The organism is Collinsella sp. LCP19S3_C9, from assembly GCF_052121575.1.
Lineage (GTDB): Bacteria > Actinomycetota > Coriobacteriia > Coriobacteriales > Coriobacteriaceae > Collinsella.
Genome location: NZ_JBQKDZ010000004.1, coordinates 1 through 13,854 on the forward strand (window position 1 = coordinate 1; position 13,854 = coordinate 13,854).

At 59.3% G+C, this 13,854-nt stretch carries 11 protein-coding genes; all 11 read right to left on the reverse strand.

What is annotated here, in order from left to right; all coding sequences use genetic code 11:
* Positions 1 to 129 precede the first annotated feature (129 nt).
* Positions 130 to 1,752, reverse strand: coding sequence for a peptidoglycan D,D-transpeptidase FtsI family protein (locus tag ACTQXI_RS02735; RefSeq protein WP_441548286.1), 1,623 nt, complete (start codon positions 1,750 to 1,752; stop codon positions 130 to 132).
* 260 nt (positions 1,753 to 2,012) lie between these two features.
* Positions 2,013 to 2,483, reverse strand: a complete 471-nt coding sequence (locus ACTQXI_RS02740) for a hypothetical protein (protein WP_427747787.1) — start codon at positions 2,481 to 2,483, stop codon at positions 2,013 to 2,015.
* Positions 2,484 to 2,573: 90 nt separating this feature from the next.
* Positions 2,574 to 3,539: a 16S rRNA (cytosine(1402)-N(4))-methyltransferase RsmH gene (rsmH, locus tag ACTQXI_RS02745; RefSeq protein ID WP_154515233.1), complete on the reverse strand. Its 966-nt coding sequence runs from the start codon at positions 3,537 to 3,539 to the stop codon at positions 2,574 to 2,576.
* 20 nt (positions 3,540 to 3,559) lie between these two features.
* Complete coding sequence (locus tag ACTQXI_RS02750) at positions 3,560 to 3,994, reverse strand: division/cell wall cluster transcriptional repressor MraZ (protein WP_035137949.1); 435 nt, start codon at positions 3,992 to 3,994, stop codon at positions 3,560 to 3,562.
* 463 nt (positions 3,995 to 4,457) lie between these two features.
* Positions 4,458 to 5,399 carry a site-specific tyrosine recombinase XerD gene (gene xerD, locus ACTQXI_RS02755; protein WP_427747788.1) on the reverse strand — a complete coding sequence of 314 codons (942 nt, stop codon included), beginning with the start codon at positions 5,397 to 5,399 and terminating at the stop codon, positions 4,458 to 4,460.
* 2 nt (positions 5,400 to 5,401) lie between these two features.
* Positions 5,402 to 7,063: a CTP synthase gene (locus ACTQXI_RS02760; protein ID WP_441048613.1), complete on the reverse strand. Its 1,662-nt coding sequence runs from the start codon at positions 7,061 to 7,063 to the stop codon at positions 5,402 to 5,404.
* A gap of 180 nt (positions 7,064 to 7,243) precedes the next feature.
* Positions 7,244 to 7,627, reverse strand: coding sequence for a hypothetical protein (locus ACTQXI_RS02765; protein WP_441048612.1), 384 nt, complete (start codon positions 7,625 to 7,627; stop codon positions 7,244 to 7,246).
* Positions 7,628 to 7,820: 193 nt separating this feature from the next.
* Positions 7,821 to 9,302 (reverse strand): DUF1846 domain-containing protein, encoded by a 1,482-nt coding sequence (locus ACTQXI_RS02770; protein ID WP_154515227.1) that lies wholly within the window; start codon positions 9,300 to 9,302, stop codon positions 7,821 to 7,823.
* A gap of 500 nt (positions 9,303 to 9,802) precedes the next feature.
* Positions 9,803 to 11,290, reverse strand: a complete 1,488-nt coding sequence (locus ACTQXI_RS02775) for a YfcC family protein (protein WP_370450555.1) — start codon at positions 11,288 to 11,290, stop codon at positions 9,803 to 9,805.
* Positions 11,291 to 11,428: 138 nt separating this feature from the next.
* The gene (gene argF / locus ACTQXI_RS02780) at positions 11,429 to 12,424 is read right to left on the reverse strand and encodes an ornithine carbamoyltransferase (RefSeq protein ID WP_006234279.1); all 996 of its coding nucleotides are present in this window, start codon (positions 12,422 to 12,424) and stop codon (positions 11,429 to 11,431) included.
* A 104-nt stretch (positions 12,425 to 12,528) separates the two neighbouring features.
* Entirely contained in the window at positions 12,529 to 13,770 is a 1,242-nt protein-coding gene (gene arcA / locus ACTQXI_RS02785; protein WP_427719159.1) for an arginine deiminase, read from the reverse strand.
* Positions 13,771 to 13,854: the final 84 nt, after the last annotated feature.

Sequence of the window (13,854 nt, forward strand, 5' to 3'; positions counted from 1 at the left end):
CCTGCGGCTTCTACGAGCATACGAGGCGCCAGATGATCGATCGTCCCCAGCCCTTCTGGGACTATTGGCAACGGCAGGGAGCGGCTACGTCAATGCTGGTCTAACAGAGAGTTTCAGGATTGTAACCCCCTACTTGGTGCGTGGGATACCCAACACATCGAGCGCGTTAGCCATAATGACCTGGAACGGCACGGCAGCAGCATCCGAACCGCTCGGCGTTCCGTCGAGCGTGATATAGCACAAAACCTTGGGTGCTTGCGCCGGGGCAAACCCCATAAAGGACGACATATAGCTCGCTTTGAGGTAGCCGCCTTTTTCATCGGCGCGCTCGGCCGTACCGGTCTTACCCGCCACGTCGTAACCGTCGACGGCGCCCCCGACACCCGTGCCCTCGGAAACGACCGTCTGCATGCACGATATCACCTGGGCGGCGGCGTCCTCAGAAATTGCCTGCTCGCCCTCGCCCCAGTCCTTCTCCTCGCCTTTGCTGGATTTATAAAAGTGCGGCGTCATCATCACGCCGTCGTTGGCAATGCCGCCCACGGCGCGCGCAATCTCGATCGGCGAGACAGACAGCGCTTGGCCAAAACTCATCGAGCCCAACGTGGCGCCGTCATACTGGTCACGCTCCTTGACAATGCCAAGGCTCTCGCCGGGAAAATCGATGCCCGAACTGTGTCCAACGCCCCATTTGTCCACGTACGCGGCAAAATCGTCCGCGCCGATCTTATGCCCGACCAATACAAAGCCAACATTGGATGAGCGGCGCATCATCTCGCGCACATCCATGGTCATGGCGTAGTCACGCTTATCGGCATCGGTGACGGTATCGTCGCCGACCTTAATGCTCGCCGGCACCTCAAACGACGTACTCGAGCGCACGACGCCCAAGTCGAAACCCGCACCTGCAACGAGCGTCTTAAAGACCGAACCGGGTTCATACGCATCGGTGACCAAGCGCAAGTTCATATCCTCGGTCTTGGCGTTCTCCAAATTGGTCGGGTCGTAGGTCGGATACGAACAGGCGGCCAGAATCTCGCCGGTAGTAGGGTCTGTCACCAAAGCCGAACCGTTCTTGGCTTTGGTCTTCTCAACCGCCTCCGCCAGAGCGTCCTCTGCTGCACGCTGGATATTGACATCCAGCGTCGTCACGATGTCAACGCCATCGATGGCGGCAACCTTTTTATAGGCGCCACCCGCAATATAGCTATCGTCCCTCGCACGCTCTCGTACCAGCGTGCCGTTTGTTCCGGTCAGCAATTTGTCATATTGCTTTTCAAGTCCCGTTAGGCCCACGTTGTCAACGTTCACCACGCCTAGAACCTGCGAAGCCAGATTGCCGTATGGATACACCCGCTTCATCGCCTGCTCAAAGAGCACGCCGGGCAGATTTTTCTTCTTCAATGCCGCGGCATCGTCCTCGTCCACCTGGCGCTTGATATACACCCAGGTGCCATCGGACTGAACCAGCTTGCGGCAAGTCTTCTTATCGATTCCAGTCGCCTTAACCAAGGCCGATACCGTTTTGTCGACATCCTCGATCAGCTGTGGATTCACGGCGACATTGCTGCACTCGACCGACGACGTCAGCACGTTGCCGTTTCGGTCGTAGATCGTGCCGCGTTTGGCGTAAAGCGTCTCCGCAAGCAGGCGTCGAGCATCGGCGCGCCCGCGCAACTCATCGGCATTTACGATCTGGTAGTCGGTAAGGCGGATGGCGCCCGCAGCCAGGCCCAAACCGATACAACCCATGACGACATTACGGCGAGGCAATGGCGTCCCCGTAAGCCATTCGGTCGAAGATCGTCTATTCGATCTGCTATTGCGTACTTGAGGGTCATCCGAGCCGCGAAGGCGCGACGTTGGGTCGTTGCCACGATTCGACCCCAAGTTGTAAGATGACCGACCCGATCCTTGATAACCAGAACGTCCCTGCGAAGAGGGACGTCCCTGCCCGCGACTCCCGTCTGGACCGCGGCGATAATCATTTGTCATACTCAGCTACCGTCTTATTACTGGACAGCCGCAACCGAGCTAGCGCCCGCGGCTGCATCCTGCGAAAAATCAAGTGTAACGCTCTCGCTGGGCTCCACCATGCCATAAGCGCCCGCAAGATCGCGAATGCGCGTATCGGCACCATAAACAGAGTGCATGACCTCAAGGTCAGAGCTCTCATCGGTCGCCTTCTCGAGCGTGTTGGTAAGCTCGGCGTTGCTGTTGAGCACCTGGGCCGTAACGCTTGCAAGCGCCACGCGGGCGACGCCAATCGTCATGAAGATAGCCGCAATGATGCAAAACGTTTTAAGAACGCTCATGAAAACCGGGCTTACCGCCTGGTTTGCCTGACGGCCCGCGCCCGTGTAGACATCAAAGCGCGGTGTGCGCTGCTCACGGGGAGCAGCGGGCGCCTGCGGTGCCTCGCGGTAGGCGGGCATGGCGTTCATATCATAGGCGAGTGCTGCGTTTGAGGTGTTGTAGCCCATGATATGCCGCCTCCCATCCCGAGTACGTTGGTAGTGTGTTTAAGCTTCGTTTATGGTGCGAGCGGGAGGTCCAATATCGCGCGCGTAACGCTACAAGCGCTCCGCCACGCGGATTTTGGCTGATCTCGCCCGAGGGTTGCGCGCAACCTCATCGGGTTGGGCAACCAAGGGTTTGCGGGTGATGACCTTGAGTATCGGCACGTTGCCGCACACGCACACCGGAATCTCCGGCGGACACGTGCACCCCTGGCTCATCTCCTTAAAGTGGTTCTTTACGATACGGTCCTCGAGCGAGTGATACGAGATGACGCAGATGCGTCCGCCCGGGTTGAGCCACCTGGTGGCGGCGTCAAGTCCTCTCTCGAGCACATCGAGTTCATGATTGACCTCGATGCGAATGGCCTGGAAACTTTTCTTGGCCGGGTGTCCGCCATGCCGACGAGCGGCAGCCGGAATGCCAGCCTTGATGATCTCGACAAACTGACCGGTGGTTTCAATCGGTTCGGACTCGCGTCGACGCACGATCTCGCGTGCAATCTGCGAGGCGAACTTCTCTTCACCATAGACGCGTAGAATCCGGGCGAGGTCGTGTTCGTTATAGGTGTTGATGACCTCAGCTGCGTTTAGGGTGTTGTTACCCGGATCCATCCGCATGTCCAATGGGGCATCTTCGTTATACGAAAAGCCCCTGCCAGGGATATCGAGTTGCGGTGACGAAACGCCCAAGTCAAACAGGAAGCCATCGACCCCGGGCACCTCGGCCGAGCAAAGCAGCTCGTCCAAGTCGCCAAAGTTGCCCTTCAACAACTGATGCGGGACGCCGGGGACCTCGCGGTCCAGACGGGCACCAGCGGCCTCGAGGGCCATGTCGTCCTGATCGACGCCAAGCAAAAGACCCGTCTCCCCCACCTGCGCGGCCATCTTTACCGAATGACCGGCACCGCCAAGGGTGCAATCGCAGACGACAGATCCGCTCTTTAGCTGCAGCGACTCAAGCACTTCGCCTAGCATGACAGGTTCATGCCGATATTCTTGTGTCAAGATCCCACGCTCCATCCGTTACTCATGCCTTGCCCTTACGAGAAGAAGAGGTCCAGCAGAGCCTCATCGTCATCGTCCTCATCGGCCGTAGCACGGTCCCAAACCTCGAGGTGGTCGTAGTTGCCCACAACCGTGACCTCGCGGTCGAGGTTCGCCTGCTTGCGGAGAGACTCAGAAAGACCGATACGACCGGCGCTGTCCACATCCATCGAGGTGGTGCGCTTGTTGATCGCCCTCATGAGTTTCTGGTCGTTGATGTCACGCGGGTTAAAACCCTCGTGGCCCTCACGACCCGCGAAGAGTCCTTCGACCCACTTATCGAAGGCCTCGGCAGAGAACACGTACAGAGCATCGACATCCAGGGCTTTGAACACGCGAACATGCTCTCCAAGCTCCTCGCGAAGGGGTGCAGGCAGAGACAGACGACCTTTTGCATCGAGATTGCGCTCGTATGCACCCGTCATTCCCATGTGCGCCCTCCCCTCGGTTACTCAGATGGCACGTACGCGGGGAACCACCCCGCCTGTCGACGTCATTAATAATATGGGGAACTGCCCCATTTTTCAACATCTTTCCCCACACCTTCCCCCACAACACCCCACTACTCCACCCTCTATATGCTGTAAAACACCCTCGTTCATATGTTCGAAAACACAACATGTTGTGTTTACAGCAAAGCCGGGATGCCATCTGTAGCAGCCCGGCTTTCAACCTCAACCTTCAAGTTGACCTTGAGGCGAATTTTGTGTCCCTTTACGCGCCGTTCACATCGCCCCCCAAACTTCCCCACCAACGTCACGCGTGACCCACCGGCGCATCGGCGCAAGACAAAAGATGGGGCGGACCCCAGATTGCCGATACGCGCACAAAACCGCGTCACGACAACCCGGGGTCCGTCCCCCATTAGTTGTAAATATGCAGGTCAAAGAGTCGCTAGCGATGCGCCAACGGATGAGCCGCCAGGTAGACCTCGGTCAGCTGCGTGCGGTCGACATGCGTGTAGACCTGTGTGGTCGAAATGTCGGCATGTCCCAAAATCTCCTGTAGCACGCGCAGGTCGGCACCGCCCGCAAGCATATGGGTCGCAAAGGAGTGACGCAAGGTATGAGGATGAAGCCCCACCAGTCCCACCTGACGCCCGTATCGCTCGCATATGACGTGAACACTCTGACGCGACAGGCGACCACCGTTCTTATTTAAAAAGACTGCCGGCGTCTTTGACCCGCGGGCATGAGCGGCCAGGCGCCGACGCCCATCAGCAATATATTGAGCCATAGCCCGTGCGGCACTTCCCACGAGTGGGGCAAGCCGCTCCTTCGAGCCCTTGCCGCGCACCAGCACAAAGCCGTCGTCAAAATGAACGTCGCCCACATCGAGCCCCACCAACTCGCTCACGCGCAGGCCACATCCATAGAGCACTTCCAAAATGGCATGGTCCCGCAAACCCATCTCCCCTTCCGGGAAATCTTGGTCGAGGAGCGCCGAGACATCCCCTACCGAGAGACACTCCGGAAGGCGCTCCGCCTTTTTGGGCAGGCGCAGTGCAGCCGTCGGGTTTTGGGCGACGATTCCATCGCGAACCAAAAAGGCATGCAAACCTTTCACGGCCGCAACTGCACGCTCCACCGAGGCATCGGAGTAGCCCCCGTCGCGCCGATCACCGACAAAACCCTCTATTATCTGACGGTTCACGCCTTCAAAGGACTCAACACCGGCCCGCTCCAGGTAGGAACAGTAAGTCGTCAAGTCACGACGATATGCCGCGATCGTATTGCGCGCCAAGCCTCGCTCGACCGCAAGGTAATCAAGATACTCCCCCGTCACCGTATCGAGCAACGAGGGAGTATCTTCGGTATGTCTTTCGTTCGCTGACACCCTTAGTCCGTCGCGAGGTTCATGGGCGTCACCTGCAGGCGATCGACACCCTCGTGCTGGCCAATCGAGGCGCGCACGAACTCGCGGAACAGAGGCTGCGGCTTGGTCGGACGGCTCTTAAACTCGGGGTGGGCCTGGGTGGCCACATACCACGGATGCACGTCACGCGGCAGCTCGACCATCTCGACCAGACGCTCGTCAGGCGAAAGACCCGAGATAACCAAACCCGCGTCCTCGAGCTGGTCGCGGAAGGCATTGTTGAACTCAAAGCGATGACGGTGGCGCTCATAGACAAGCTCCTCGCCATAGGCCTCGCGCGCAAGGGTATCGGCAGTGAGCTTGCACGGATAGGCGCCCAGGCGCATGGTGCCGCCCTTCTCGGTCACGTCCTCCTGCGAGCTCATCAGGTCAATTACGCTAAACGGACCGTCCGGATCGAACTCGGAGGAGCTAGCGCCGGCAAGGCCGACCACGTTGCGGGCAAACTCGCACACGGCGACCTGCATGCCCAGACAAATGCCCAGATACGGAATCTTATGCTCGCGAGCAAACTCGGCAGCAAGAATCTTGCCCTCCAGGGCACGCTTGCCAAAGCCGCCGGGCACCAAAATGCCCGATGCGTCGCCCAGCACCTCGGAGACGTTCTGCTCGTCGAGGCTCTCGCCGTCGACCAGCTGCACGTCCACATGACGATCATAGAAAACGCCTGCATGATGCAGGGCCTCGATAACCGACAGGTAGGCATCGGGGAGCTGGGTATACTTGCCCACAACGGCGATCTTGACCTTGTCGGCATGGTGGTTGGCATGATTCTGTTTGCGCAGGAACTCGTTCCACTCGCTCATGTCGCGCTCGCGCGGGTCCAAGCCCAGTCGCTCGCAGATGCGCAGGTCAAAGTCCTGCTCGGCGAGCAGCTGCGGCACATCGTAAATACTCGCGCAATCTTCGTTGGTAAAGACGCAGTCGGTATCGACGTCGCAGAAGCTTGCGATCTTGCCACGGATGGCATCGTCGATATGGTGATCAGAACGCAGCACAATGATGTCGGGCTGAATGCCAAAGCTGCGAAGCTCCTTGACCGAATGCTGCGTGGGCTTGGTCTTGACCTCGTGCGCGGCGGCGATATAGGGGACGAGCGACACGTGGATGTAGCAGACGTTTTCGGGGCCGGCCTCTTTACGGTACTGGCGGATGGCCTCCACGAACGGCTGCGACTCGATATCGCCAATCGTGCCGCCCAGCTCGGTGATGACCACGTCGGAACCGGTCTGCTCCTCGATGCGGCGGAACTTATCCTTAATGGCGTTGGTGACGTGCGGAATCACCTGAACGGTGCCGCCTAAAAAGTCACCGCGACGCTCGCGGGCAATCAGGCTCTTGTAGATAGCGCCGGTCGTAAAGTTGGAATCACGGGTAAGATTCTCGTCAATAAAGCGCTCATAATGGCCCAGGTCCAGGTCGGACTCGTAGCCATCCTCGGTCACGAAGACCTCACCATGCTGAAACGGGCTCATGGTGCCGGGGTCGACGTTCAGATACGGGTCGGCCTTCTGCATCGTCACCTTGTAGCCTCGTGACTTGAGCAGACGGCCCAACGAGGCCGCGGTGATGCCCTTACCCAAAGACGAAACTACGCCGCCGGTTACAAACACATGCTTGGTCATATTGAATTACCTGCGCTTCCCGTAGAAGTTTTCCATTCACATCTTACGGGTCTTCATTGTAATACTCGAAAAGCAAGCCGCTCGCTATTTTTCACCCGCATGCCCGCATTTCTCCATCTCGAAACAAAACACCGCCCAAGTAGCTTTGGGCGGTGCAGGCTCGTCGAAACTGCCGTGTTGTTACCGATCGGCAGTCTCATCCTTCAACATATCTTGAACAAGCATGCCGGCACGAACACCCTTAAGGTACCACTCGCCTCGCCCGGTCAGGCATATGCCATTTGCAAGCTGGCCGCCATCATCGTTATAACGAGAAACGACCTCGATAAGGCCATCAGAATCCAAACGGTCGATTGCAGCGCGGGCACGATACGGCGAAACCCCTACGCACTCGGAGAGTGTCTTGCGCGAGAAACCGTACGGCGCACCGTTTCCCTTAGATTGCCGAGCGATCTCCATCAGCACCAGCACCTCGACACGCTTCATATCGTTGACACTCGCACGACCCTTGCCCGCCATGGCAGCCTCCTCAAACCGAGCACGAGCATCAAAAGCACCGCGCATGACCGGCGCATCCCTCGATGGCCGGTAACATCCATCATGGGTAGCCCCGCAAAGGATGTATCCACTGAGGTAATTGTATACCGCGCAAATCGCTTTTGGGCAGGTAAACGGCCTAAATTTCGGCAAATATAGCCCTAAAAACCCCTAAGCGCCGCATCGGGTGCGCACTCCGATGCGGCGTCTCATCTCAATCTTAGCGATGGAAGAAACCGCGGCGCTCAAACTTGGGCTCGCAGCACACGTTAATGCCCAGCTTGCGCAGCACCGTCTCGTCCGTAGGCGAGATAATCACGCTAAAGAAGGCGTCGCAGCCGCGCAGCTGCTCAAGACCCGAAAGAACACGAGTAGCCGTCTCGCTCGTGGCCGAGGTGATAGAGAGCGCCATGAGCGTCTCGTCGGTGTGGAGACGCGGGTTTTTGCTGCCAAGGAAATGCGTCTTGAGCTTGCTGATAGGCTCAATCGCCTCATCGCTGATGACCTCGAGCTCAAGATCGACGCCCGAAACATGCTTAAGCGCGTTCATGATGAGCGAGCTCGCGGCGCCCAGACGCGTTGAGGTCTTTCCGGTCACTACCGAACCGTCCGGCATCACCATGGCGCCCACGGGACCGCCCGTCAGTTGCTCCCTGGTGAGAGCAGCCGAGCGTGCCGGCGAATAGTTCTTGTCGATGCCGGCTTTTTTCATAATGAGTTTGAGACGGTCGACCTGCTCATCGCCCACGCCAGTACGGCGCACGCTTTCAACCGCGGCAAAATAGCGGCGCACGATCTCCATCTTGGAGGCATCTCGGCATGCATCGTCATCGGTAATGGCAAAACCGACCATATTGACGCCCATGTCCGTGGGGCTCTGATAGGGGCTCTCGCCCAAGATCTTTTCCATCAGGGCGCGAACAACCGGGAACGCCTCAACGTCTCGGTTGTAGTTGACCGTGGTCTTGTTATATGCCTCAAGGTGGAACGAGTCGATGATGTTGGCGTCATCGAGGTCTGCCGTGGCAGCCTCATAGGCAATGTTCACCGGATGCGTAAGGGGGAGATTCCAGACCGGGAAGGTCTCAAACTTGGCATAGCCGGCAGCGGTGCCATGCTTGTGCTCGTGATACAGCTGCGACAGGCAGGTGGCGAGCTTACCCGAGCCAGGGCCGGGCGCCGTCACGACAACGAGCGGACGCGTGGTCTCGACAAACTCGTTCTTGCCGTAGCCTTCATCAGAAACGATCAGGTCGACATCGTGCGGATAGCCCTCGATGGGATAGTGCAGCTTGGCGGGAATGCCGAGCGCGTTTAGACGATTGCGGAAGACGTCGGCAGCGGGCTGACCGGCATACTGCGTGATAACCACGGCGGCAACGGCAAATCCGTTCCCGCGGAACAGATCGACCAGACGCAGGACGTCCTCGTCATAGGTAATGCCCAAGTCGCCACGGGCTTTGTTCTTCTCGATATGGTTCGCATTGATTGCGATGATGACCTCGACGTCGTCGGCAATGCTCTTGAGCATGCGGAACTTGCTGTCCGGTTCAAAACCCGGCAGCACGCGGCTCGCATGATAGTCATCGAACAGCTTGCCGCCAAACTCCAAATACAGCTTGCCGCCAAACTGCGAGATGCGCTCCTTAATGTGAGCAGCCTGCAGCTCGATATACTTCGCGTTGTCGAAACCCTGGCGCATGTATGGCTCCCGTCCCGTTTCCATTTAATGTCCTAGGCGATTATAGCGGAGCAGACCCTCCCCCACCGACGAGGCCGGGGCAGCTAATTTGGGACGGGGCTTTTTTGACTACCCTTTATGTGGGGGTAGTCAAAAAAGCCCCGTCCCAAATTAGCTGCCCCAAACGCACTTCCCCTGCACCAGCAATGGCAACATCGCAGGTTGAGCATAAGTCAGCGAGCGCCGTCCAGAACGTACGAGTTGGCATGAAAAAGGCAAGGCATAGACCTTTTGGTCATGCCTTGCCTTTTGAATGGCAAATTGTCGTTCTGGGCGGCGCGCAGCGTCAACTGGTTGCGCGGTTCGTAGAACCGCGCAACATAAGAGCGCCCCCTCCCGCGCACGGAACGGGAGGGGGCTAAAGGTAGGAGTCTACCGGTGGGTTGACCCCACCGGACAGACGATGACCAAGTGATCCTCTACAGGATCGTCAAGGTTTCCGTGGGGCACCCGTTGGGTACTTAGATCAACACGCAGGCGACGGTCAGGATGATGGCGCAGACGACGGAGAGAACGACGATGAGCTTAAGGGCAAACTTGAGCCAGGTCGTCCACTCGATCTTGGCCAGGGCGAGACCGCCCATGATGGCACCGGAGGTCGGGGTGAACAGGTTCACGACACCGATGGCGGCGGAGAAGATCATGACCATGACCTCGGGCGAGAAGCCGAGCTTAACAGCCAGCGGTCCCATGATGGGCATGGAGACGGTAGCCATACCAGAGGTCGAGGGGATCAGGAAGGACAGGCCGAAGTAGACCAGGAAGCTCATGGGAGCGAAGATCACGCCGGACAGACCAGCCAGGGCACTGGCGGCAGCGTCGAGGACGTAGACGTCGAGACCGGTGTTGGCCATGAGGACGGAGATGCCACGGGCGAGGGCGATGACGAGAACAACGGACATCATGTCGGCAGCGCCGGTGATGAAGGTGTTAACGATCTGCTTCTCGGACAGGCCACCGATGATACCGATCAGGATAGCCATGAGGAAGAACCAGGTGGAAGCCTCGTCGAAGTACCACTGGCCAATGGGCAGGCCGGTGATCAGGGCAGACCAGCCCTGGACGACGGTGTTACCGTCGGCATCGTAGACAGCGCCAGCGTCAAAGAAGTTGGCGACGCCCTCGTTGAGGTCGGCCAGCGGAATGAAGCCGACGATCATGACGACGAAGGTGAAGGCGAAGGCGATCAGAACACCCTTCTGACGACCGGTGAGCTTGACCTCCTTGTTAACCTCGGAAGCAGCCTTGCCGTGAGCCTCTTCGGCGTCCTTGAGCTCCTGCATCGACAGGATGGTGGAACCCTTGTCAGCCTTGACCTTCTTGGCATAGCCCATGACGAAGAAGATGGAAATGGCCGTGGTAACAATCCACAGGACGGCACCGAGGCCGATGATGATGGACTGGTTGACCTCAATGCCAACGCCGGTCAGAGCGTCGACGGCAGCGCCGACGGCGAACGGGTTAACCGTGGAGCCCAGGCAGCCGCAGCCAGCGCCGAGCAGGACGGTAGCAGCGCCGACCATGGGGTCGAAGCCGGCAGCCATCATGGTAGCGGCGAGCAGGGCGTAGAAGGGAACGGTCTCCTCGCACATACCATAGGTGGTACCACCGAGGGAGAAGATGAGCATAAGGACAGGAACGAGCATGATCTCGTTGCCCTTAAGCTTCTGCACCAGAACGGCAATGCCGTTGTCCAGGGCGCCGGTCTCGGTCATCATACCGAGGAAGCCGCCGAGGATCATAACGAAGAGGCAGACGGGCAGAGCGTCAGCGAAGCCCAGGATCGGGGCGGTGCAGAAATCGCTCAGGCGGGCTGCAGTAACAGCGCCGCCGGACGTGCCGGAGACGATAACGGTAATCACTGCAACAATTGCCAGCAGAGCTAGAAGAATGGTGAACGATGAAGGCATACCGCGCTTTTTCTTAGCGGTCTCAGTCATGGTTCTCATCCCCCCTTCATAAATCATTTAACTTTCTCGCGCGAAGCGGATCTTCCGTGCCGTGCCCACCGCCCGACGCAAGATATTTACCAGACAAACCGCTCGGGGTGTGCAGCGATACACCCCGAGCGAAGTGCTTAAAGGCTCTTACTTGAGCGTTGCGTACATGACAGCCTTGATGGTGTGCATGCGGTTCTCGGCCTCGTCGAAAACCTTGGAAGCGGGGCTCTCGAAGACCTCGTCGGTGACCTCCTGCTCGGTAATGCCGAACTGCTCGCACTTCTCGGCGCCAATGGTGGTGTTGGTGTCGTGGAAGCTGGGCAGGCAGTGCAGGAAGATGGCACCCGGGTTGGCCATAGCCATGACCTCGGAGGTGACACGATACGGGGTGAGCTGAGCGATACGCTCGGCCCAGACCTCGTCAGGCTCGCCCATGGAGACCCACACGTCGGTGTAGATAACGTCGGCACCGGTGACGCCGTCCTTGACGTCGGTGGTCAGCTTGATGGTGCAGCCGTTAGCCTCGGCGATGGGCTTGCAGGCCTCGATGACGTCGTCAGCGGGCATGCACTCCTCGGGGCCACAGGCCACGAAATTCATGCCGAGCTTGGAGCAGACAACCATGAGGGAGCGAGCAACGTTGTTCTTGCAGTCGCCCATGAAGACGAGGGTCTTGCCCTTGATGTCGTAGTTGAAGTTCTCCTGGACGGTCAGGATGTCGGCGAGCATCTGGGTGGGATGCCACTCAGTGGTCAGGCCGTTCCACACGGGCACGCCGGACTTAGCGGCGAGCTCCTCGACGTCGTCCTGGGCAAAGCCACGGAACTCGATGCCGTCATACATGCGGCCGAGAACGCGGGCGGTGTCCTCGATGGACTCCTTCTTGCCCATCTGCGACGAACCCGGATCGAGGTAGGTGACGCCCATGCCCAGATCCATGCCGCCGACCTCGAAGGCGCAGCGGGTACGAGTGGAGGTCTTCTGGAAGAGCAGAACGATGTTCTTGCCCTCGAGATAGCGGTGCGGAACGCCAGCGCGCTTCATGTCCTTGAAGTTCTTGGAGAGCTTGAGCAGGTACTCGATCTCCTCGGTGGTGAGGTCGAGGAGCTTGAGGAAGCTACGGCCGGAGAGGTTAACACCCATGGTTCGTTTCCTTTCGAAAAATGAATTACGCAAGTATTCGTGTTGCCCGTTTGACGGGCGAAACCGGTGCGGTTGTAGGGGGACCGCACCGGAAACGGAAAGACTTAGAGGTCCTCGCGCCAGAAGGGCATGCTCATGCAGCGCGGGCCGCCACGGCCGCGGGAGAGCTCGGCGGAGGGCACGACGAGAAGGTCCAGGCCCTCCTTGTACAGCACGTCGTTGGTGACGGTGTTGCGGGCGTAGACGCAGATCTTGCCGGGCTCGACGCACAGGGTGTTGGAGCCGTCGTTCCACTGCTCGCGGGAGGCCGCGATCGGGTCGCCGCCGCCGCAGGGGATCAGCTTGACCTGGTCGACGCCGGTGGCGTCCTCCAGGACGTGCTCGAGGGTGTCCTCGATCAGGCGGATGTTCACGTCGCCCGGGTTCTTGCCGGCGGTCAGCTCGTAGACGCGCAGGGTGCCCATGATGGCGGGGTGGATCGTGAACTTATCGACGTCGATCTGGGTGAAGACCGTGTCGAGGTGCATGAAGGCGCGCGAGACCGGGATGTCGAAGGCCAGGATGCGCTCGACCTTGGAGTCGGAGTTCCAGAAGATGTTCTGGGCCATGACGTCGATAGCGGCGGCCTGGGTGCGCTGGGAGATGCCGACGGCGAGGGTCTTCTCGTTGATGTTCAGCACGTCGCCGCCCTCGGTGTGGAACTGGCAGTCGCGGCGGAAGTACAGGGAGACGTCCTTGTAGTCGGGGTGGTACTTGAAGACGTACTTGCCGTACAGGGTCTCGCGGTTGCGGGTGACCGAGTACATGCGGTTGAGGTTGACGCCCTCGCCGACGACCGCGAACGGGTCGCGGGTGAAGTAGAGGTTGGGCATCGGGTCGATGATCAGGTCGGACTCGGACTCGGAGTTGACCAGGGAGTCGAGGGTCGTGGAGGCCGTGAGGGGCATCTCGATCTCGGCCTTGGTCATGCCGGCCATGGTCTTCTTGACGAACTCGAGGTTGTCCTCGATGGAGTCCAGCTTCTCGCGGACGATCTGCGGCATGTGCTTCCCGCGGATGCCGGCCTCGGCGATGTACTGGTCGGTGAACTCGGCGCGGGCGCCGGGGACCTGGTCGAACACCTCGGCGACGAGGTTCTCGAGGTAGAGCACCTCGACGCCCTGGTCCCTCAGGATCTGGGCGAAGGTGTCGTGCTCCTGCTGCGCGACCTCCAGGAACGGGACGTCGTCGAACAGGAGCCGCTCGAGCTCGTCGGGCGGCAGGTTGAGGAGCTCGTCGCCGGGACGGTGCAGGCAGACCTTCCTGAGCTTGCCGATCTCGGAAGGCACGTGCAGACCTTTCGTCATGGCCTCCTACCTTTCTTTCGGGCCCTTGTCAGGGCCGATTCGTTAGCGCCCCTCCGTGTGAGGCGTTATTGCTGACGACATATT

Coding starts and splice junctions, on each gene's coding strand:
- ACTQXI_RS02735 (WP_441548286.1), bottom strand. CDS start 1,752: ATGGGTTGTATCGGTTTGGGCCTGGCTGCGGGCGCCATCCGCCTTACC.
- ACTQXI_RS02740 (WP_427747787.1), bottom strand. CDS start 2,483: ATGGGCTACAACACCTCAAACGCAGCACTCGCCTATGATATGAACGCC.
- rsmH (WP_154515233.1), bottom strand. CDS start 3,539: ATGGAGCGTGGGATCTTGACACAAGAATATCGGCATGAACCTGTCATG.
- ACTQXI_RS02750 (WP_035137949.1), bottom strand. CDS start 3,994: ATGGGAATGACGGGTGCATACGAGCGCAATCTCGATGCAAAAGGTCGT.
- ACTQXI_RS02760 (WP_441048613.1), bottom strand. CDS start 7,063: ATGACCAAGCATGTGTTTGTAACCGGCGGCGTAGTTTCGTCTTTGGGT.
- ACTQXI_RS02765 (WP_441048612.1), bottom strand. CDS start 7,627: ATGCGCGGTGCTTTTGATGCTCGTGCTCGGTTTGAGGAGGCTGCCATG.
- ACTQXI_RS02770 (WP_154515227.1), bottom strand. CDS start 9,302: ATGCGCCAGGGTTTCGACAACGCGAAGTATATCGAGCTGCAGGCTGCT.
- ACTQXI_RS02775 (WP_370450555.1), bottom strand. CDS start 11,290: ATGAGAACCATGACTGAGACCGCTAAGAAAAAGCGCGGTATGCCTTCA.
- argF (WP_006234279.1), bottom strand. CDS start 12,424: ATGGGTGTTAACCTCTCCGGCCGTAGCTTCCTCAAGCTCCTCGACCTC.
- arcA (WP_427719159.1), bottom strand. CDS start 13,770: ATGACGAAAGGTCTGCACGTGCCTTCCGAGATCGGCAAGCTCAGGAAG.